Source organism: Corynebacterium lizhenjunii (genome assembly GCF_011038655.2).
GTDB classification, from domain to species: Bacteria; Actinomycetota; Actinomycetes; order Mycobacteriales; family Mycobacteriaceae; genus Corynebacterium; species Corynebacterium lizhenjunii.
In genome coordinates this window covers 1,736,864-1,758,130 of the sequence record NZ_CP064954.1, presented here as the reverse complement: position 1 = coordinate 1,758,130, position 21,267 = coordinate 1,736,864, and the positions used below count along the sequence as shown (strand labels likewise).

Below are 21,267 nucleotides of genomic sequence, written 5' to 3'. Positions count from 1 at the left end.
CCAACGCAGTGACAGTGAAGGACCGCAGTATCGGGGAAATAGCGTTGATGGGGACGTTATGTCACGAATTTTGCTCTATATTTATTGGGCTTGCTGCGCGAGAGTTATCCACAGGTCCGTGACGAAATGCCTACTCTAGTGTGCAACCAGGCTAAGTTATCCACAGGCAGGAAAAACTCTCCTTGCGGGCCTTGACACCACGCGTTTAGCGTAAGCGGCATGAACCTCGATACTTTCCTTGCCGCACACGGCACCGCGATAGACCACCTCGCGCTAGCCGCAGGGTGCAGCGCTGCGGACCTTGCTGCCCGCGGCGCCTCCCCGCAGGCAGCAAGCCACATCGAGCACCTCTACGGCGTCTACTACACCGGCACCAGTTTTACCGGACGACGCAGGCGCTCGATTACCGCAGCCCGCACCCAAGGCCACGGCCTGTTCGAGCTGATGCTGATCGAAGACTACGTTGCTAAAGTCGGCACCACCAAGCGCGAACAGCGCAGCTGGCTGCTACGCGAAGAACTCTGCGCAACCCCTTCGGCCAAGATTGACAAGGTAGCCAAGAAACGCTTAGCCACCTGGCGTAAACCACGCGCCCAACCGCAGCCTAAAGCCACCTTGACCCGGCACGCCAACGGCAACGCCACACTGACTATCACTGGTAGGGACGTGGAGTTTACAGAGGTTTTTAACAGTATCGACCAAAACAGCCCCGACCAGAGCTTCCTCGACCTAACCCGCGGCAAAGGCGGGCTGTCCCAGACCCACTACCACGCCCAGGTCGTAGTCCAACTCGATGACTTCGCCGCCTTGCACGGGCGCGCCCAGGCCGCAGCCTGCACCGCCGCCAACGAAGGCGCTGGCGCCACCAGCGAAAGCACCGGCGCTCTTGGCGCTGTTAGAAGCGTCCATGCAAACGCCACAGATGCGGCCGGTGTTGACGCCTTCCCCGGCGCTGATGTCGGCTCTGATACTGGCACGGGTGGTTATGTGGCGGAGGGTAATCCTTCGGATGCTGATGTTATCGTGCGCGCGACCAACGGGGTGCGCATGAGTGGCGCAGAGCTGCTTCAGCGGGTCTTTCTCGACCGTGGGATGATAGCCCTTGTCAGCCGCGAGCATGGTCCGTTGGACTTGTACCGCTTTGAGCGCTTTGCTTCTGATAAGCAGCGTGCCTTGTTAGCCGCTGAGGGTCCGGGGTGTAATTGGCTGCACTGTAATGTCGCGTTTGATAAGTGCCAGATTCACCACCTGACCCCGTGGGTTGCTGGTGGGCAGACGAACATCAGGAATTTGGCGGTGTTGTGCGAGTACCACAATGGAGTCAATGAGGACAGTCCTCCCGGTGGGATCCCGCAAAGTCGCGGGCGGATGGTGCGCGTTAAAGGCCGGGTGGCTTGGCAAGGCCCCGGTGGCGGGCCACCGGTACCCACCAGCCCCACCAACTAACCCGCCCCCGCACACAGCGAGCAGCCACACGCGCCGCTGCTCAACCGCGCCCAGGAAGCGCAACAGCCCCACGGCAACCAGAAATGGACCGCCGGAGGGGCTACAAGCGCGGCCGCGGCCGCTGACGCGCAAGAAGCACAAGAAAACCGCAGTCCCAAAAGTGGGGAACTGCGGGTGGGGTGGGAGCGGTGCCGCCACGGTAGCCTGAGCCCGCCAAGAGCCAGAAACCCACATAACCCCGGCGGTCTTAAGGAGCGAGCGGTTTCAAGGGGTGACCGCCTTAAACAGACTAGCGGCCCTTGCGTTCAGCGGCACGGCGCATGCGGCGGTTCATGCCGGCCATGTTTTGCGCCTGGTGCGGCACGGGACCTTTGGGCATGCCGGGCATGATGCCAGGCATGGAGTCCATGGCCTCAATCTTGCGGATGTTCGCGTAGGTCTCCTCTTTGTTGAAGTTGCGCGGCAGCTTCATCACGTGGGTGCGCAGCTTTGCCACGGGCACTTCGTCTTCGCCGTCGCCAACGTAGACCTCGTAGACGGGCACACCGGCGGCCAATTTATCGATGCGCTTCTTCAACTGCCCAATCGTCGGCGCCAAGCGCTTGCGGTTGCCTTCAGCCACGAGTACGACGCCGGCATTGCCAATTACGCGGTGGACCAGGTCCTGTTGGCGGGTGGCGGCGATGCCTGGCTTGACAGACCACACTATGCCCATTGTGTTGCGCAGCTGCTGTTCGAGCGCCCAGCCTGCCACGCCTGGTTGGTCTTCGACCTTTTTGTACATGTCTCGTTCGACGCGGCGGGTAAAGAGCCACATCGCCAGCACAAAGCCGAAGCCAAGGCCGACAATGAGCATGAACCACTGGCCGTTAAACAGCAAACCAAGAAGGAAGAAGGCAAGGCCAACGCCAAGGATGGCCAACAGCATGATTGGCACCAGTGCTTTGTCCTGCTTGCGCTGCATCTGGAAGACTTGCCACATCTGCGAGCGAGTCTGTTTGCGCTGTGCGCGCTTTGCCGCGCGTTCTTGCTTTTTCGCAGCTTTGAGGGCTGCTTTATCGTCAGCTTGTGCCATGGCTCCTACTTTAAAGGCAAAGGTGGGAAAACGAAAAAGGGGGTCTCGCGTGCGCGCGAGACCCCGGTTTAGCGAGCTCGGTCCGTGCTAGAGAGCCCGGGTGCTCGCTAGCGGATAGTGGAGCCCACCGCGGCGGGTGCTTTGACCATGCGCGTGGTGACGGGCGTTTCTTCGGACGGACCGTACTTTTGCAGCAGCGTGGAGGCTTCCTGGGCAGTGGCGCCCTCGGAGGTCTCTGCCAGGTGTTTGAGGTTTTCTGGCAGGTCGAAGCCGCGAGCTTCCATCGCCTGGACGTAGAGGCGGCCAGCACGGTATGAAGAGCGCACGAGCGGGCCAGACATAACTCCGCCGAAGCCGAGTTCCTTGGCTAGGTTGGAGTGTTCGACAAACTCTTCTGGGCGTACCCACCGCTCGATGGGGTGGAACCGCGGCCCAGGGCGCAGGTACTGGGTGATGGTGATGATGTCGCATCCGGCGGAGCGCAGGTCGCGCAGCGCCTCTTCGATTTCTTCCTTTGTCTCGCCCATGCCCAGGATTAGGTTGGACTTGGTAATCAGGCCGAAGTCGTGGGCCTGGCGAATGACGTCCAGGGAACGCTCGTAGCGAAACGCAGGGCGGATGCGCTTGAAAATGCGCGGTACCGTCTCCAGGTTGTGGGCAAAGACCTCCGGCCGGGCTTCGAAGACCTCTTGCAGCAAGTCGGGCTTGCCGGAGAAGTCTGGGGTGAGGTTTTCTACGCCGGTGGTGGGGTTGAGTTCGTGAATCTTGCGCACAACTTCGGCGTAGAGCCAAGCGCCTTCATCGGGAAGGTCATCGCGGGTGACACCAGTGATAGTGGAGTAGTTTAGCTCCATGCTGCGGACTTCTTCGGCCACGCGTTGTGGTTCCCCGCGGTCGAGGGCGCCGGGCTTGCCCGTTTTGATGTCGCAGAAGTCGCAGCGGCGGGTGCATTGGTCGCCGCCGATGAGGAAGGTGGCTTCGCGTGATTCCCAGCATTCGTGGATGTTGGGGCAGCCGGCTTCCTGGCACACGGTGTGCAGCGAGGCGCCTTGTACCTTCTTCTTGATGTCTTCGTAGCCGGGGCCGGTGCGCACCTGGTTGCGGATCCACCGGGGCTTTTGCTCGATGGGCACCTCGGAGTTTTTGGCCTCGATCCGAAGCAGCCTGCGTCCTTCATGCTTATCAGTCACGTCGTCTACCCTACGTTGTTGGTGGTGGTTGTTTAAACTCTGTTGCCTACAACCGTGGCTGTGCTTCGGCTATTCCCTTAGCTTGCCGATGCCGCCGCTCCTCGCCCTCACCCTTGCCCTTGTGCCCGTGCTTGTCGGCGTTTCTGATTGGTGAGCTTGGTGGGGTCGGGTGCGGAGCCGAAAGTATGGTCTGCAACGGTCATGCGCCCCGATAGGGTTTCCTCCAGGGCTGCCAGTAGTGGGGCGGTGGCCTCTTCGATGCTAATGGGCCGGCCGAGTTCGAGGCTTAACGTGGTGACGTCGGCATCATCAATTCCGCAGGCCACAATGTGGTCGTAATACTCTAGGGTGTTGGTGCAGTTCAGCGCCAGGCCGTGCATGGTGACCCCGCGGGTGATGCGGATTCCTAGTGCGGCGATCTTGCGGTCACGGGTGGGAGCGCTGGGGTCTGCTGCGGTGGTGGTGGAGGGCACCCACACCCCGGAGCGTCCGTCTATGCGCCCGGCAGTGCTTACGCCCAGTTGGCGCACGGTATGGATGGTTGCCTCTTCGAGGCGGCGGACGTAGTCGACGACATCAACGGGCTCTGCGAGGCGGATGATGGGGTAGACCACCAGTTGGCCTTCGCCGTGCCAGGTGATTCGCCCTCCGCGGTCCACTGTGATGACGGGAAGCCCATTGGTCGGCATGTCTTCTGGCTGGGTGCGTTTGCCGGCGGTGTAGATGTTGGGGTGCTCGACTACCAAGATGGTATCGCCAATGTCGCCTGCTGCACGGGCAGCGGCGAGTTCGGCCTGGAGGTCCCAAGCGGCTTGGTAGTCCATGCGGCCCAGGTTGCGTATGTCGAGGGTTGTGGTGGAGTCGGCACGGATGGAGCGGTCTGCGGGAAAGAAGGGGTCGCGGGGTGCGGTCATAGTTGTTAGTTCTACCCCACTCCGGCGCAAAGCCAAAGGCACGCAGCTCCCGTTGGGGGAGCCGCGTGCCAGGTGCGGCTCCGTTGGGGGTGCCGCGTGCCAGGTGCGGCTCCGTTGGGGGTGCCGCGTGCCAGGTGCGGCTCCGTTGGGGTGCCGCGTGCCTTGTGCAGGGCCTGTGAGCTTAGACGCCGTTGGCGGAAGCGTATTCCTCGGCGGTCATCAGCTCACCGGCTTCGGTGACCTCGACCTCGAAGAGCCAGCCTTCGCCGAAGGGGTCATTATTGACCACGGCGTAGTCATCATGGACCGCTTCGTTGACAGCGGTGACGGTGCCGGTGACCGGGGAGTACAGGTCGGAGACGGACTTGGTGGACTCGATCTCGCCGCAGGTTTCACCAGCGGTGACGGTGTCACCAACGGCGGGCAGCTCGGCGAAGACGACCTCGCCCAGGCGGTCAGCAGCCACGGAAGTGATGCCCACGCGAAGGGTCTGGCCAGCTACCTCTGCAGCCGGGGCAGCGATCCACTCGTGGTCCTCGGAGTAGGAGAAGTTGGAAGGCAGGGTGGTCATGGGGGTCCTTTCAGATTGAGAGTTCTGTGGGAAAGTCCTGCGGGTAAATCCCGCGGGACAATCTTGCGCGGAAAGTCCTGCGCAGAATTTTAGCGTGCCCGCTTGTAGAACGGGAGGGCAGCTACCTCAAAGGGGTAGCGCTTGCCGCGAATGTCCACCTCGACGGCGTCACCTGGCTGGAGGTTGGCTGAGGTGTCAATCAAGGCAATAGCCACCGGGTGGCCCAGGGTGGGGGAGGGCTGACCGGAGGTCACGGTGCCCACCTTGGTCTCGCCCACGTAGACCTCAGAACCGGCGCGGGCAGCGCGGCGCTGGGAAGAGGTCAGGCCGGTGATTTGGATTTGCGGGCCGGCAGCTGCGCGCTCACGCATGACCTCGGCGCCCACAAAGTCGGCTTCCTTCTTGGCGAAGGCGCGAGCCATGCCGGCCTCCACAGGGGTGATGTCCCGGGTGAGCTCGTTGCCGTAGAGCGGCATGCCAGCCTCCAGGCGCAAAGAGTCACGCGCAGCCAGGCCACAGGGCTTGATGCCGTACTCCTCGCCTGCCTTGAGCAGCTCGTTCCACAGCTCCGGGGCGTCGGAGTTGTAGACGATGAGCTCGAAGCCATCCTCCCCGGTGTAGCCGGTGCGGCAAATGAAGGCGTACTTGCGCGCCACTTTGCCCGTGGTTGCCGCGTAGTAGTCCAGGCCAAACACGGCTTCTTGCTTGCTGTCTTCTACCAGCGGCACCAGTACTTCGGCGGCCTTGGGGCCCTGGACGGCAATCATGGCTACATCGCGCGACTCGTTGTTGAGGTCAACGTCAAAGCCCTCTGCGCGCTTATTCAGCTCCTCCCACACCGTGTCTGCATTACCGGCGTTGGGTACCACCAGGAACTTGGTTTCCCCCAGGCGATAGGTGATCAGGTCATCGATAATGCCGCCATCTTCAGCGGTGATCATCGAGTACTTAGCCTTGCCAATGGCCACATTGGTGATGTCAGAGATGAAGCTGTAGGACAAAAACGCCGCAGCGTCAGCGCCATTGACCCAGATCTCACCCATGTGAGACAGGTCAAAAAGGCCCACGGATTCGCGCACTGCGCGGTGCTCTTCGAGTTCGTTGGCGTACTTCAGCGGCATGTTCCACGGCCCGAAGGCGGTGAAGCTAGCGCCGAGTTTCTCATGCTCCGCGTGCAGCGGGGAGTTGAGTAGTTCAGTCATGTGATTCTCCTCGTCAATGTTGGTGCTCCCGGAGGGCTGGGAGCCCCGGGGCTGTTGAGCCCTCGGGTGGCTTAGTTAGTGGTGTCGAATGCTTCCGGCGGCGGGCAGGAGCAGACCAAGTTACGGTCACCATAGGCCTCATCCAGACGGCGCACTGGCGGGAAGTACTTGGCCCGACGCAGGGAGTCCACAGGGTAGGCGGCCTGCTGACGGGTGAACTCATAGTCCCAATCGTCGCTGGTGACCGCAGCGGCGGTAAACGGTGCGTGGTGGATAACCGACTTGTCGTAGTCCACCTTGCCATCGATGATCTCCTGGATTTCTGCCCGGATGGAGAGCATGGCCTCCACAAAGCGATCCAGCTCTGCCAAGTCCTCGGACTCGGTGGGCTCCACCATCAAGGTGCCCGCAACGGGGAAAGCCAAGGTGGGGGCGTGGAAGCCATAGTCGATGAGGCGCTTGGCCACATCGGTGGCCGTGACGCCGGAGGCATCAGTAAGCTCACGCAAATCTAGGATGCACTCGTGCGCGACCAGGCCGGCATTGCCGGTGTAGAGGATGGAGAAGGCCTCGCCCAGGCGCGATGCCAGGTAGTTGGCGCCCAAGATGGCGTGTGCGGTGGCCGCAGCCAGACCATCGGCGCCCACCATGGCCAGGTAAGCCCAGGAAATTGGCAGAACGCCAGCAGAGCCGTACTCGGTGGCGGTAATCGGCACTCCGGTGCTGATGGCGGTGGCTACGGCCGGGTCCAGGTCTGGGTCATTGGCATTGGTGGGCAAGAACGGCACCAAGTGCTCGGCCACGGCTACCGGGCCAACGCCGGGTCCGCCGCCACCATGTGGAATGGTGAAGGTCTTGTGCAAGTTCAGGTGGCTGACATCGCCGCCGAACTCGCCGGGCTGAGCCCACCCGGACAAGGCGTTCATGTTGGCGCCGTCGATGTAGACCTGCCCGCCCGCAGCGTGCACCTTCTCGCAGACCTCGCGCACCTCCGGGTCAAACACGCCGTGAGTAGACGGGTAGGTGATCATGATGCCCGCCAGGTGTGCTGCGTGCTGCTCAATCTTGGCATCCAGGTCGCTCAAGTCGATGGAACCGTCCGTAGCGGTCTTGACTACCACTACCCGCAGGTTGGCTAGCGTGGCCGATGCCGCGTTGGTGCCATGCGCCGATGCCGGAATCAGCACCACATCGCGCCCATGATCACCGTTGGCCAGGTGGTAGCGGCGGATGGCCAGCAGGCCGGCCAGCTCGCCCTGGGAACCCGCGTTGGGCTGGATGGAGACCTTGGCGTAGCCGGTGATCTGGGCCAGCCACTCTTCCAGCTCCTCAATCAACTCCCGCCAACCCGCAGTGGTTTCCTGCGGGGCGTAGGGGTGGATTCCGGCAAACTCCGGCCAGGAGATAGGCTCCATGGCTGCAGTTGGGTTGAGCTTCATGGTGCACGAACCCAGGGGGATCATCGTGCGGTCTAGAGCCAGATCCTTGTCAGAGAGCTCGCGCAGGTAGCGCAGCATCTGAGTCTCAGAGTGGATGGAATTGAAGATGTGGTGGCTCAGCGCCGGGGTGGTGCGCAGCAGGGCCTGCGGCAGGCGGGTATCGGCAGACTGGCCATCGGCGGCATCGGCGGAGTCGGCGTCAGCGGACGGGACATCGGCAGGCTGGGCGCCAAAGGCGGCGGCAAGGACTGCTACATCCTGTGCCGTAGCGGACTCACCGAAGGACACCGAAATCTGATCGGTGCCAATGGCGCGCACCAGGTAGCCGCGGGATTGCAGTTCGGCCTTGATCGCGGCAGCGTCTACCCCGGAGACAGTGACGGTGTCAAAGAACTCTGCAGACACGACGGTGTTGCCAGCGGCCTGCACGGCCTCGGCGAAAGCCACCGCGTGGGCATGGATGCGCTGCGCAATACGCTTCAGGCCCGCCGGACCGTGGTAGACCGCGTACATGGAGGCAACATTTGCCAGCAGCGCCTGGGCGGTACAAATGTTAGACGTCGCGCGCTCGCGGCGAATATGCTGCTCGCGGGTCTGCAGGGCCAGGCGGTAGGCGGGGGCACCGGTGGCATCAACAGACACGCCCACCAAACGGCCAGGCATCTGGCGCTTGAGCTTATCCGCCACCGCCATGTAGGCCGCGTGCGGGCCACCGAAGAACAGCGGCACGCCAAAGCGCTGGGTGGAACCAACCACAATATCGGCCCCCAGGTGGCCCGGGCCCTCCAACAGGAGTAAGGACAGCGGGTCCGCCGCAACCGTTACCAAGGCGCCACGGGTGTGGACCTCCTCGATTAGGGTACGGGGATCCAGAATATCGCCAGTGGTACCGGTGTAGGCGGCAACCACGCCCACGATGTCCTCGCCTACGAGGCCATCGCGCAAATCTGCAATATCAACCTCCAGCTCGATGGCGCGGGCGCGCTCTGCAGCCACCGTCAGCACCTGCGGGTGCAGTCGGGAGTCCAGGACTACCCGGCGCCCCTTCTTCACCGCACGCGACATCAGACCCACGGCCTCAGCCACAGCAGAGGCCTCGTCCAACAGGGACGCGTTGGCAATAGGCAGGCCAGTGAGCTCTTCGATCAAGGTCTGGAAGTTCAGCAAAGCCTCCAGGCGACCCTGGGAAATCTCTGGCTGGTAGGGGGTGTAGGCGGTGTACCAGCCAGCGTCTTCTAGCAGTCCACGACGGATTACTGGCGGGGTAATGGTGTCCGAGTAGCCCTGACCGTAGAAGGACTTGAGCACAGTGTTTTTCGAGGCGAGTTCCCGCAGCCGCTCCTGCGCTTCCGTTTCGCTGCGCGCCGGCGGCAACTGCGGTGTTGTTGTGGCGCGGATTGAGGAAGGGATGGCGGCGTCTACCAGGGCTTCGACGCTGTCATAGCCAACCTGGGCAAGCATAGTGGCTTGCTCAGGAGCATCTGGCCCGAGGTGACGGGAGATGAATTCCATGAACGTAAACTCCTTTGGGGGATGTATGTGGCCTTAACCGCCTTTGATTATATGGCGATAGATCCAATTCTTAGGCCCCGTTACCCCTTTGAGAATATGCAGCGAAAAGCATTGTCAACAGCGCCGCTACGATACCCACGACAAAGGTGGTGGAATACCCAACAATCGGGCCGGCCGCACTGAGAATAAAAGGGGCAAAGAAGCCCAAATAAGTCAGCGTGTAGAACACCCCCGTTGCCGCCCCCAGCTCATGTGGCGGCGCTAATGCCTGAGTTTGCGCCAAGCCAATGACCATGTTGGTTCCGTAGCACACGCCAAGCACAATTGCGCTCAGCGGCAGCAGGTAGATAGACCACGCGTGTTCCCGGTTGAGGACAATGATCAGCCCTATGCCCATGCCTACCGCCCCGGCCACCATGCCGAACGCTGCAGACCAGTTCAGCGCCCAGCGCTGCACCACGGCGCCCGTGCCCATGGTGAGCAGTGCTATGCAGCCGGCTACCGCAATGGGGGCTGAGGTGTGTTGCCGCACCATACCCGGCAAAAAGGCGAAAGAGGTTGAGGCTGCGCCAAATACCCAGGGGGCGTAACAGGCCACGGGTAGAAAGCGGGCGGTGAGCAGGCTGCGCGGGAACCACGCACGTTGGCCACCCTGTGGCGGGCGTGCCGGAGCGTTCCATGTCAGGGGAATAATAACCAGCGCCAGTGCCAGGTGCGCCGCATACGGGGCGAGCGTGGGACCCGGTAAGAACTGCGCCATCAGGCCAGAAAACAGCGGCGCGGTGGCAAAGCCGAGGGTCAGTGCCAGCGAGGAGCGCCGCGCGCCGATGCCCACGGTGGGGCTAAGCTCCTTCATCCAGGCCGCGCCCGCAGACATCGCCAGCCCCACGGCCACGCCAATGGTCAGCCGCCCAATTAACAGCGCGGCGAGGTTACCCGCGTATCCGGCCAACAAGATGACAGAGCCTGCCGCCGTGCACAACAACGCTGGCCGGATGATGGCGCGTCTCCCGCGCGCGTCGGATGCCGGCCCGCCAATGAACAATGCGACGATGAGTCCCACCGCATAGACTCCGAAGAGGAACGTTGTGGACAGTTCACCCAACCCCGCATGAATCTGGTACGTCAGGACCATCGGGGCAAAGAGGTTCGCGCCAAAAGCCACCAAGTACATTCCCAACGCGACTTTGAACCATTCCTGTGTCAGCATGCACAACAGTCTAGTGTTGGCAGTCACAAATCGTGGCAAAATGGTGCTGCAAGTTTCACAATTCTTTGCAATCTTGCCGATGCCTCCTGCCGTGGCCGTGCAGCATCAGGTACAGCAAAGCGCCCCGTCCGGGTGGGGACGGGGCGCAATCTAGCGGCTCAGGCTAGTTCTGTGCAGCTAGGCGGACTTAGATGTCCAGGTCTGCGGCGAAGTCCGCAGTCTCCAGGCGGTCCTTGATGGTGGTGATGAAGCGGCCGGCGTCGGCGCCATCGACCACCTGGTGGTCGTAGGTAAACGGCAGGTAGCACATCTGGCGGATGGCAATGGCGTCCTGGCCGTCTTCGGTGACCACAACCGCGCGCTTGGTAATAGCAGCGGTGCCCAGAATGCCAGCCTGTGGCGGTACCAGAATCGGGGTATCCAGCAGCGCGCCCTCGGAGCCGATGTTGGTGACAGTGAAGGTGGCACCGGTGAGGTCATTCGGCTTGAGCTTGTTATTGCGGGCCTTGTCTGCGAGCTCCGCAATCTGTTGAGCAATTTCTGGCAGGCTCAGATCCTGGGCCTTGTGGATGACCGGGGTCAGCAGTCCGCGCGGGGTGTCCACCGCAATAGCGATGTTGACGTCCGCGTGGTAGGTCATCTCCTTCGTCTCTGGGTTGTAGGAGGCGTTAACGTTCGGGTGGGAGACCAGGGCCTCAGCCGTTGCCTTCACGATAAACGGCAGGAAGGACAGGTTGGCACCGTACTTGTCGATGAACGCCTGCTTGGACTGCTTGCGCAGATCCCAGATAGCGGTCATATCGACTTCCTGGACGTGGGTGAGTTGTGCAGAAATCTGCAGAGCCTCCACCATCTTGGTAGCCGTGATCTCGCGGATGCGGTTGACCTTCTGGGTGGTGCCGATGAGCTCCTGCTTTTCCGGGTCCACGGACTTGGTGGACCAGCGCGCACGCGGGTCTTCCTTGCTGGAAGCAGCTGCAGCGGGAGCCTCGCCCTCACCAGCGGCGGCGAGAACATCCTGCTTACGGATACGCCCACCAACACCGGTACCGGAGACGGCGTTGAGGTCCACGCCGTGCTTCTCTGCCAGCTTGCGCACCAGCGGGGTCACGTAGGGAACATTGTCGCCGTTGTTGACCTTAGTCGAGCCAGTGGAAGCGGGGGAGTCAGTGGCGGCAGAGGATTCCTGCGTCTTTGCCTTCTGCTCGGTCTTTTCTGCTGGCTTCTCCTCTTCCTTGGAGTCGTCCTTGCTCTCAGACGCTGCGGAATCCGCAGAATCTTCCTCGTTCTTCTCTTCCTTGGATGCGGAGGAGTCGTCGTTGTTGTTGGAGGAGGAGCTGGCGGCGGAAGCGTCGCCGATAATTGCGATGACTGCTCCGACGTCGATGGTCTCGTCTTCTTCGGCCTTGATTTCTAGGATGGTGCCTGCCACCGGGGAGGGGATTTCGGTATCAACCTTGTCGGTGGAGACTTCCAGCAGAGGTTCGTCGACCTCGACGGTGTCGCCTACGGACTTTAGCCACTGGGTGATGGTGCCTTCGGTGACGGACTCGCCGAGCTCCGGCATAGCGACTTCGGTGCCGGACCCGGAACCGGCGGAATCCGGTGCAGACTTCTCCTCTTCGTTCTTGGATGCAGAGGAGTCGTCCTTGCTGTGCTTGGCGTCTTCGGATTCCTTGGCTTCTGCGGAGTCCTTCTTCTCGTTCTTCTCTGCCTTGGATGCGGAGGAGTCGTCGATGTTGTTGGAGGAGGAGCTGGCGGCGGAAGCGTCGCCGATAATTGCGATGACTGCGCCGACGTCGATGGTCTCGTCTTCTTCGGCCTTGATTTCTAGGATGGTGCCTGCCACCGGGGAGGGGATTTCGGTATCAACCTTGTCGGTGGAGACTTCCAGCAGAGGTTCGTCGACCTCGACGGTGTCGCCTACGGACTTTAGCCACTGGGTGATGGTGCCTTCGGTGACGGACTCGCCGAGCTCCGGCATAGCGACTTCGGTGCCGGACCCGGAACCGGCGGAAGCCGGTGCAGATTTCTCCTCTTCCTCCTTGGATGCAGAGGAGTCGTCCTTGCTCCCCTCAGACTCTGCGGACTCCGCAGAGTCTTCCTCGTCCGTGGACTCAGACTTAGCCTCGGACTCGGAGCTGGAATCTGCTGACTCGTCAGCATCCCCAATGATGGCGATGACCGCGCCGACATCAATGGTGTCGTCCTCATCAGCCTTGATCTCTAGGATGGTGCCTGCCACCGGGGAGGGGATTTCCGTATCCACCTTATCCGTGGAGACCTCCAGCAAGGGTTCGTCGACCTCGACGGTATCTCCCACGGACTTCAGCCACTGGGTGATAGTGCCTTCGGTTACGGATTCGCCCAGTTCGGGCATCACAACGGATTGCGCCATGAGTTTTAGACTCCTCGAAAAATCGACGTTGGTAAATTCTTCGCCCAATCCTACCGCCTGAGCCCCCCGCGCGTGCACAATTGGGCCAAATTAGTACCCCAATTCGGGAGAACCGTGCCCAGACTGCGGCGTTCTCCCTGCCCTGCCGCAGTGAAGAAGCCCTATATATACTGTGTGCCTATGTTCAATATCTTCCGCCGCAACGCCTCCAAGTCGCAGCTGCGCCCACCCCGGGCGCCCGGGGATACCATTCGCCAGGCAGATGCTGCCGCCCTGCGCGACTGGGCACAGGGGCGTGAGTTTGTGGAGGCCTACATTGAACCCGAGACGGTAGTCAATGAAATGTCCGTGGTAGTGGTAGATGAGCAAGGCGACTATATACGTCGTCGTATCGGTGGACCCAAAGGCATCGATGCCGTAGCCAAACTCTTAGGCTGCCCAGTCTTTGACGCCGAAGAAACTGGATACCCGCAGCGCATGCGCGAGCGTATGGAACGCGAGCGGGTGCTGCGCCGCAGGGAAGAACAGCGCCAGCGCCGCGAGCGCTTTAGCCAGGGCCGCAACCCCGAAACCGGGGAAGCCGTCTAGCTAAGCGCTCTGGCAGGACAGACTTAGCTAGCGGCAATGTCCGCCAGGGTAGCGATAATGGTGCGAACCGGGGCACCAGTTGCGCGCTTGGGGGTGTAGCCGAAAGGGCCGCCGCCATTCCAGGACGGGCCAGCGACATCGATATGGGCCCACTCGACACCATCGGCAACGAACTTGCTCAGGTAGGTTCCGGCAAACTCCATACCGCCTTCACGCTTGCCATCGATATTGCGGATGTCTGCAACGGGAGACTTGATGGACTCCTCGTGCTCCTCCAAAAGGGGCATTGCCCAAGCGTTCTCACCTACGCTGCGACCCACGGCAGCCACGCGGTCACGGAACTCCTCCGAGCCCATCACACCCGCGGTCCGGGTACCCAAAGCCACTAGCTGGGCTCCGGTCAGGGTAGCTGTTTCAATCAGGTAATCTGGCTGGTCCTCGCAGGCGCGTGCGATGGCATCGGCAAGCACCAGACGGCCCTCGGCGTCGGTGTTGAGAACCTCGGAGGTAATGCCACCGTAGTGGGTAATCACATCGCCTGGGCGGGTAGCAGTGCCGCTGGGCATGTTCTCAGCTAGCGGGATGGTGGCGGTGACATTGACCTTGAGCTCCAACTTTGCGGCGGCAACGATGGAAGCCGCTACCGCAGCCGAGCCACCCATATCAGAGATCATGTCCCACATGCCAGCACCGGGCTTTAAGGAAATACCACCGGTATCAAAGGTGATGCCTTTGCCCACCAACGCCACCCGGTGGGTGGCTTCCGGGTGGGTGTAGCTCATGCGCACCAGGCGTGGCGGACGGGCCGAACCCTGGCCCACCGACAAGATGCCGCCAAATCCTTGCTCCGCTAGAGCTGCTTCATCCACAACCTCTACCTCCAGGCCGACCTCGGCACCAAGTGCACTCAAGTAGTCAGCGTAGGACTGCGGGAAGAGCAGGTTGGAGGGGGTATTGACCAGGTCGCGGGCAGTGACGGTGGCCTCTGCGGTGATGCGGGCATGGGCGAAGGCCTCCTGCGCAGCGGCGGCAGACTCTGCGTCATCGTTATAAACGAAGATGAAGCTGGCGGGGGCATCGGCAGACTCTGCTCGCAGGCCGCGGTGCGTATAGCCACCGAGGATGACGCCTTCAACAGCAGCCCCCAACTCCTGATCAGGAGAGGAAACCACCACGGTGCCCACCCCAGCCAGACTGCGCGCGGCTGCACCAAAGGAGCGGCGGATGGTCTCTGCAGTAACGTCTTCTGCAGCGCCCAGGCCTACAACCACAATGCTGGCTGCCGGACTAGCATCCGGGGCGGGCACCCGGGTTACCTCCCCAGCCTTGCCCGTAGCGCCGACAGCATCCAAAGATTTCGCGACGTCGTCTGCGATTTCGTGGGTAAGCAGTGAGCTATCCAAACTCGGCTTGCCCTCAGAGCATACGGCGGTGATAAGCATTGCATCCATGTCGCGCACCTTCGGTACCGGGAGCAATTCAACGGTCGGGGCAGTGCCAGCTAGGGGTCCTGGCTGTACGGTATTAGGATTCTGGGCGTTGTCAGCCACGAAATACCTCCTCAATTGGGGTGAAATTGGGCAACGTGCACGGTGCCAAGTGGTGTCTTGACCGCACGCCTGGCTACCCACTCTAGCCCCGCAGCTATCCAGGACGGTTGACTGGGCGGCAGACTGGGACAGGCCCACGTGACGGCGCGGCTGAGTTGGGGGTAGTTGCCTGCCAAGCGATAGTTAAGGAGTAAGGTGGCCGCATGGCTACTGAGACGCTCACTGTTCAGGAAAACCCGCAGCGCACCTCCCCGGAGGAGATTGAAAAGATCCTCGCTGAACCCGGGTTTGGCAAGTACTTTACCGACCACATGGTCACCATCGACTGGACCGCAGAAAAAGGCTGGCACAGCCCCCAAGTGGTGCCCTACGCACCGCTGAGTATGGACCCGGCCAGCACCGTATTCCACTATGGGCAGGCCATCTTTGAAGGAATAAAGGCCTACCGTCAGGCAGACGACTCCGTGGTGACTTTCCGGCCGGAAGCCAACGCCCAGCGCCTGCAGGCCTCCGCCCGCCGCCTGGCCATGCCGGAGCTACCGGAAGAGCTCTTTGTGGAGTCCCTGCGCCAGCTGGTGGCTGTGGACAAAGACTGGGTTCCAGCTGCCGGTGGAGAAGCGGCGCTGTACCTGCGCCCGTTTATGATCTCCACCGAAGTCTCTCTAGGAGTGCACCCCGCAGGTGCCTATCGCTACCTGGTCATCGCTTCTCCGGCGGGGGCGTATTTCAGTGGCGGCATCAAGCCGGTTTCCGTGTGGCTATCGACCGAGTATGTGCGCGCGGCACCGGGTGGCACGGGCGCAGCCAAGTTCGCCGGCAATTACGCGGCCTCGCTGATGGCACAAGCCCAAGCTGCGGAGAAGGGGTGCGATCAGGTGGTGTGGCTCGACGCCATCGAGCGCCGCTACATTGAGGAAATGGGCGGAATGAACCTGGCCTTTATCTACCAAGATGGCGACAAGAAGAAGCTGGTGACCCCGGCACTGTCAGGTTCACTGCTTCCGGGCATTACGCGTGATTCGTTGCTGCAGGTAGCCCAGGATATGGGCCTGGAAGTTGAGGAAGCGCGCATCACCTACCAGCAGTGGCGTGATGACGTTGCCAGTGGCGCGATGGTGGAAGCCTTTGCCTGCGGTACTGCCGCCGTGATTACCCCGGTTGGCCACGTGATGGGCGAAGGGGTGGACTTCTATGTCAACAACAACGAGGCCGGTGCCACCACACTCGAGCTTCGTGAGCGGCTTACCGGCATTCAGCGCGGTTCTGTGGAAGACACCCACGGCTGGCTGTACAAGCTGGTTTAACACTGCCTGGTTTAAGACTGTCGGGTTTTAAGACTGCGGTGCTGGTTGCAGTGCCGCGTATTCCTCCGCCACCAGGTCAATGCTGGTGAACACCAAGGGCAGGGTGCTTAGAGAACCAACGCCTTGGCCCATGGTGGTTACCGTGTCTACTAGCGGATTGAGCTCTAGTGCTGCCAATGCCAGGGAGTGCGCGGGCTCGCGCGTGGTAGTGGTAGCAAGCAGCCAGTGTTTGACACCGGGGGCCAAACGCTGCGCCACGAATGCCGCTACCGCTGTGAGCGGGGAATCTATGAGCACCGGCGTGCGCCGGGCAGCGGCGCGAGCAATGTAGCCGACCAATGCTGCCACATCTGCCCCGCCAGCCCGGCGAATGATCTCCAGAGGATCCTCAATGCCGCGCGTGCGGAACATGGCATCGCGGACCACCGCCACCTTGGTTTTCCACATCGCGGCAGTAATTCCTGACCCCGGGCCCACAATGGCCACCGGTTCCGTAAACGTCAATCGGCCCATCACGGCAGCGGCTACCGTGGTGTTCCCAGTGCCCACATCGCCGGCGATGAGCAGATCTGCCCCCGCGTCGATGTCGCGGTCAGCCTGCGCTGTGCCCAGCTCAAGGGCTTGTTCCAAGGCGGCGGAAGAGAGGGCATCGGCAAGCTCAATGCTCTCAGAGGGGGCACATTCCTGCACAGAAATGGTTACCTCACAACCAGTGGCAGCCAGCAGCCGGGCGGCAGTGTGCGCGGGGGAGGAATGTGTGCGCAGCTGCTCCGCCTGCTGGGCGGTGGCCTCCGGGGCAAAAGCTGACAAACCGGTGCCCTGAAGCTGAGCATGGGCCACACCATGCTGGCCCACAAACACGCACGCGCGGACGTGGCGCACCTGCTGCGCCGGTGCTTGGCCCTGGCAGGCCGCCAACCACAGCGCTGGCGCCGCGAGGCCCTGCAAGGCAACGCCGCGCGGATGGGAGGCCAACTGTTGCTCAACAGTGCTGCGCGCAGCGGTATCGGGAAGCGGAACCGGCAAGAACTCAACCATGACGCCCCGCAGACCCTAGCTAACCTTCGCGCCGCGGGATACCTGCGGCTTAGGAGTACGCCACTTACGAGGCTGGGAAGCGCGCGAATACGCATAAAACCCCAGGCCGAAACCGGCTTCAGTGGTGCCGGGGAACTTCAAACGGACCGCATTGTTGGCCTTGCGGCCCAACCACACGCCCTCGATAGCAAAAATGACAATGACAGCCATGGCGACGATGGAGGAGACCTGCGCAAATGAGGGTGAGTACATGCCCACAAACAGCGTGACCAGCATGACGATGGCTGCAGGCATGACCAACTCATTGACAAAGCGGCGGGAGTCCACCCAGTCGCGGACAAAGCGACGAACCTCACCCTTGTCGCGCGGAAGCAGATAGCGCTCGTCACCCGCAGACATCCGTGCCTGGATTTCCTGGTTGCGCTTACGGGACTCCGCGCGTTCCTCCCGCTTGTATTCCTTCCATTCCTGCTTGGACATGGACTTCTTCAGCTCCTTGCGGTGCTGATAGCGCTGGGCATCCGACATACCGCGGGGGTCGCGGCGCACACCACGGGCAATTTCTTGCTCAGCGCGGGTAGGGGTGGGCCGACCCTTCGGCGGGGTATAACCCTTGCGCGGAGCCTGTGCTTGCTTGTCTTCGCTCGATGTAGTCACGTGTACAGGGTACAAGGGCGCGCCGGTGGGGCGCAGCATGAGGGCGCCCGGAAGGAGGCGGGGAATAAGCAACGGGAGCGAGACGTTACGAGGTGCAGTGGACCTCCATGTGCCGCGCAACCCCCGCAGCGTCTTCGCGTATTGTGGGAATGGTTACGGGTACGCCCGCCGGGTTCTGACAGGTTTTGCCGCGTGCAACCTGGCTGTCCCACTTCCAGATGGAAAAGACTTCAAGGAGAACAAGATGACCGCTCCAGCATCCGCAACTGGCGTAATTTTGACCGAGGCCGCAGCCGCCAAGGCTAAGGCCCTGCTTGAGCAGGAAGGCCGCACCGACCTAAGCCTGCGTATTGCTGTCCAGCCTGGTGGCTGCGCCGGATTGCGCTACCAGCTGTACTTCGACGACCGCACCCTGGATGGGGACAAGGTGGACAACATTGATGGCGTTAACCTGGTGGTAGACAAGATGTCCATTCCTTATTTGACCGGCGCCAAAATTGACTTCGCAGACACCATTGAGTCCCAGGGCTTTACCATTGATAATCCGAATGCCGGAGGCTCGTGCGCTTGTGGGGATTCCTTCAACTAAGGCGCATAGCTAGAGGGTGTAACTAAAACGTGTGGCCATTCCCGGGGCACCGCAGTCCCGTGGGTGCCCCGTGGAGCCGGGTGGTGCGATAACCGCGGGGGCCGGGGGTGCGATAACAAAGCCACAAGCAACACCAAGAAACCGCAAGCCCGGTCCGTCTGCTTCCCAGTGATAGAGGAAGAGACAGACCGGGCTGTGGTGATTATGTGGTGATTAAAGGGTAGCGATCATCGGGGCAGTGGGCCGGGACAAAGATTGCCTGGGGCTGTTGGCCAAACAGGATGCGAGCCCGGAAGGCGAGCTCGGGGACGTAAGTCCGGAAGGCAAGCTCGGGGAGGCAACCTCAGGCCCGCAAACTGCTAAACGCCGCTAGAGTTTCACGGGGTAGTCCCGCTGCTCAATCTGGGGGTCGATGCGGCCTTCGACAAAGATCCCGTGCCAGACCATGAACGCCAGCACGGTCCATAGGCGCCGGGAGTGGTCGGAGATTCCGTCACGGTGTTCCTTGAGCATCTCTAGGACCTCGGGTTTGTTAAAAATATCTTCGGTCTGGGAGTCGTTGATAGTGTCTTGGGCCCAGCTGAAGAGCTCATCGCCTGCAAGCCAGTGGCGCATGGGCACGGGGAATCCCAACTTCTTGCGGTGCAAGACGTGTGGGGGAACGATTTGCTCCATCGCCTTACGCAGCGCGTACTTGGTGGTGCCGTGGGAGATTTTTAGATCATGCGGGATAGTCTCCGCTACCTTGAATACCTCCTTGTCCAGGAAAGGTACGCGAAGTTCCAGGGAGTTGGCCATGTTCATCTTGTCCGCCTTGACCAAGATGTCGCCGCGCATCCAGGTAAACAAGTCCAGGTGCTGCATGCGCGCTACTGGGTCAAAGTCCCGGGATTCGGCATAAATTGGGGCGGTGACTTCTCGGTGGTCCCAGTCGCGCGTGGCCCACGGCAGGACGCGCTGGAGCTGCTCAAAGTTGAAGGAGCGGGCGTTGCCGTAGTAGCGCTCTTCCATGGTCATGGAGCCGCGTTCGAGTAGGGACTTGCCTTTCATTCCGTCCGGAAGAACCTGGGAGAGTTTGCCCAGGCCGCGGCGCAGCGGGTCCGGCACCTTGTCAAAGGGAGCTAGCGACAGCGGTTCCTTATAGATCGTATAGCCGCCGAAGAGCTCGTCGGCTCCCTCGCCAGATAGCACCACCTTGACGTGCTTGCGGGCCTCCTGCGCCACAAAGTACAGCGGCACCAGTGATGGGTCTGCGACTGGGTTGTCCAGGTACCACATTATCCGCGGGATCGCCGCGGCGTATTCCTCCGGGGAGACGATTTTGACAATGTGCTCCACGCCGATTGCCGCAGCGGACTCAGCAGCAACATCAACTTCGGAGTAGCCTTCCCGTTCAAACCCGGTGGTAAATGTCAAGAGGTTAGGGTTGTGGCGCTTAGCCAAAGCGGCGATAGCTGTGGAATCAATGCCGCCGGAAAGGAAGGAGCCCACAGTAACGTCGGCGCGCATGTGCTTTTCTACCGAATCCTCCAGTGCGCGAGCGATGCGGTCGAACAATTGCTGTTCCTGGCCGGTCGGCACGTGTTGGACGGGGAAGCGCGGCGTGAAATAACGTTGCGAACTGACCTGCTCGCCTGGGCGCAACGTGACGGTGGATCCGGATTCCACACGCCGGATATTGGCGTGCAGGGACTCCGGTTCGGGTACGTACTGCAGGTCCACGTAATGCTCAATGGCGCGCTTATCAAGGCTCAGGTCTAGACCAATTGCGTCGGCCATCTCCAGGATGCACTTCATCTCCGATGCAAAGACGGTACCGGCGGCCGTGGTGGCGTAGTACAGCGGCTTAATACCGAATTGGTCGCGCGCGGCGAACATGGTGCGGGTTTCGCTGTCCCAGATGACAAATCCGAACATCCCGCGCAGGTGGTTGACTACGTCTTCGCCCCAGTGGTGGTAACCCACCACAATTGGCTCGCCGTCGCCTTCGGTATTAAAGGTATATCCGGCGGCTTGCAATTCTTCGCGCAGTTCTACGTAGTTATAGATTTCCCCGTTGAAGGTCAGGGCATAGCGTTGCGGGTTGTCTGCAGGGCCCCAGCGAAGCGGCTGGTCGGAATGTTCAATATCGATGATTGCCAGGCGATTGAAACCGAATGCGGCGTCATCATCATGCCAGGTTCCGGCCGCGTCGGGCCCGCGGTGGCGCATGCAGGGTAGGGCAGCTTCGAGGGCTGGCACGTAGTCCTCGGCGTTGCCGGAGGTGGTCAGCATGCTAAGAAGTCCGCACATCTAGTAAATCTCCTTGACTGTGGCGTTGCGGTGCTTTTGTCTGCCCTCCCACCTTACGGCGCTTGGCTGGCAATGTGTAACGTCGGCGCGGGGCAAGTTTGGGCTGAGCTTGCCGATGCCCTCCCCAGCAGGCCGTCTATCTCCTTGCGGGGTTCCTGGTGGCCGGGTGGGGCACAAGTGCCACTGTAGACCCCTAGCGGGGTTCAAACTTTCGGATGGTATTGACAGTTTTCCGTGTGAATTGAGACACGCGTACCAGCGGTGATGTTAATGGCTTGGAGGCCGCAAATGG

At 61.5% G+C, this 21,267-nt stretch carries 16 protein-coding genes; 4 read left to right on the top strand and 12 right to left on the bottom strand.

What is annotated here, in order from left to right:
• The first annotated feature begins 219 nt into the window (after positions 1-219).
• The gene (locus tag G7Y31_RS08250) at positions 220-1,446 is read left to right on the top strand and encodes an HNH endonuclease signature motif containing protein (protein WP_165010297.1); all 1,227 of its coding nucleotides are present in this window, start codon (positions 220-222) and stop codon (positions 1,444-1,446) included.
• 289 nt (positions 1,447-1,735) lie between these two features.
• On the opposite strand, the gene G7Y31_RS08245 is transcribed toward G7Y31_RS08250, so the two are convergent.
• From G7Y31_RS08245 to sucB, 8 genes are all read right to left on the bottom strand, one after another.
• Positions 1,736-2,521, bottom strand: coding sequence for a DUF4191 domain-containing protein (locus G7Y31_RS08245; RefSeq protein ID WP_165010295.1), 786 nt, complete (start codon positions 2,519-2,521; stop codon positions 1,736-1,738).
• Between the two features lie 107 nt (positions 2,522-2,628).
• The gene (lipA, locus tag G7Y31_RS08240; protein WP_196823548.1) at positions 2,629-3,711 is read right to left on the bottom strand and encodes a lipoyl synthase; all 1,083 of its coding nucleotides are present in this window, start codon (positions 3,709-3,711) and stop codon (positions 2,629-2,631) included.
• A 107-nt stretch (positions 3,712-3,818) separates the two neighbouring features.
• Positions 3,819-4,625 carry a lipoyl(octanoyl) transferase LipB gene (lipB, locus tag G7Y31_RS08235; RefSeq protein WP_165010293.1) on the bottom strand — a complete coding sequence of 269 codons (807 nt, stop codon included), beginning with the start codon at positions 4,623-4,625 and terminating at the stop codon, positions 3,819-3,821.
• 181 nt (positions 4,626-4,806) lie between these two features.
• Positions 4,807-5,196: a glycine cleavage system protein GcvH gene (gene gcvH, locus G7Y31_RS08230; protein ID WP_165010291.1), complete on the bottom strand. Its 390-nt coding sequence runs from the start codon at positions 5,194-5,196 to the stop codon at positions 4,807-4,809.
• An 89-nt stretch (positions 5,197-5,285) separates the two neighbouring features.
• Positions 5,286-6,398 carry a glycine cleavage system aminomethyltransferase GcvT gene (gcvT, locus tag G7Y31_RS08225; protein WP_165010289.1) on the bottom strand — a complete coding sequence of 371 codons (1,113 nt, stop codon included), beginning with the start codon at positions 6,396-6,398 and terminating at the stop codon, positions 5,286-5,288.
• Between the two features lie 71 nt (positions 6,399-6,469).
• Positions 6,470-9,349 (bottom strand): aminomethyl-transferring glycine dehydrogenase, encoded by a 2,880-nt coding sequence (gcvP, locus tag G7Y31_RS08220; RefSeq protein WP_165010287.1) that lies wholly within the window; start codon positions 9,347-9,349, stop codon positions 6,470-6,472.
• 70 nt (positions 9,350-9,419) lie between these two features.
• On the bottom strand, positions 9,420-10,559 hold the full coding sequence (locus G7Y31_RS08215; RefSeq protein WP_165010286.1) for an MFS transporter: 1,140 nt from the start codon (positions 10,557-10,559) through the stop codon (positions 9,420-9,422).
• A gap of 187 nt (positions 10,560-10,746) precedes the next feature.
• On the bottom strand, positions 10,747-12,957 hold the full coding sequence (sucB, locus tag G7Y31_RS08210) for a 2-oxoglutarate dehydrogenase, E2 component, dihydrolipoamide succinyltransferase (RefSeq protein WP_165010284.1): 2,211 nt from the start codon (positions 12,955-12,957) through the stop codon (positions 10,747-10,749).
• A gap of 180 nt (positions 12,958-13,137) precedes the next feature.
• Between sucB and G7Y31_RS08205 the strand changes: the two genes are divergently transcribed.
• A complete protein-coding gene (locus G7Y31_RS08205; RefSeq protein WP_165010281.1) occupies positions 13,138-13,545 on the top strand; it encodes an oxidoreductase in 408 nt (135 codons plus the stop codon).
• A 23-nt stretch (positions 13,546-13,568) separates the two neighbouring features.
• Here the strand turns inward: G7Y31_RS08205 and G7Y31_RS08200 are convergent, their stop codons facing one another.
• Entirely contained in the window at positions 13,569-14,996 is a 1,428-nt protein-coding gene (locus tag G7Y31_RS08200; RefSeq protein WP_165010279.1) for a leucyl aminopeptidase, read from the bottom strand.
• Positions 14,997-15,298: 302 nt separating this feature from the next.
• Here G7Y31_RS08200 and G7Y31_RS08195 point away from each other — a divergent pair, with 302 nt between their 5' ends.
• A complete protein-coding gene (locus tag G7Y31_RS08195) occupies positions 15,299-16,399 on the top strand; it encodes a branched-chain amino acid aminotransferase (RefSeq protein WP_165010277.1) in 1,101 nt (366 codons plus the stop codon).
• Between the two features lie 27 nt (positions 16,400-16,426).
• Here the strand turns inward: G7Y31_RS08195 and G7Y31_RS08190 are convergent, their stop codons facing one another.
• Both G7Y31_RS08190 and G7Y31_RS08185 read right to left on the bottom strand, forming a co-directional pair.
• A complete protein-coding gene (locus G7Y31_RS08190; RefSeq protein ID WP_165010275.1) occupies positions 16,427-17,437 on the bottom strand; it encodes a nicotinate-nucleotide--dimethylbenzimidazole phosphoribosyltransferase in 1,011 nt (336 codons plus the stop codon).
• Between the two features lie 15 nt (positions 17,438-17,452).
• On the bottom strand, positions 17,453-18,094 hold the full coding sequence (locus G7Y31_RS08185; protein WP_235923177.1) for a DUF3043 domain-containing protein: 642 nt from the start codon (positions 18,092-18,094) through the stop codon (positions 17,453-17,455).
• A gap of 244 nt (positions 18,095-18,338) precedes the next feature.
• On the opposite strand from G7Y31_RS08185, the gene G7Y31_RS08180 reads away from it, so the two are divergent.
• Positions 18,339-18,683, top strand: a complete 345-nt coding sequence (locus G7Y31_RS08180) for a HesB/IscA family protein (RefSeq protein ID WP_165010271.1) — start codon at positions 18,339-18,341, stop codon at positions 18,681-18,683.
• 369 nt (positions 18,684-19,052) lie between these two features.
• Here the strand turns inward: G7Y31_RS08180 and asnB are convergent, their stop codons facing one another.
• Entirely contained in the window at positions 19,053-20,975 is a 1,923-nt protein-coding gene (asnB, locus tag G7Y31_RS08175; RefSeq protein ID WP_165010269.1) for an asparagine synthase (glutamine-hydrolyzing), read from the bottom strand.
• Positions 20,976-21,267 lie beyond the last annotated feature (292 nt).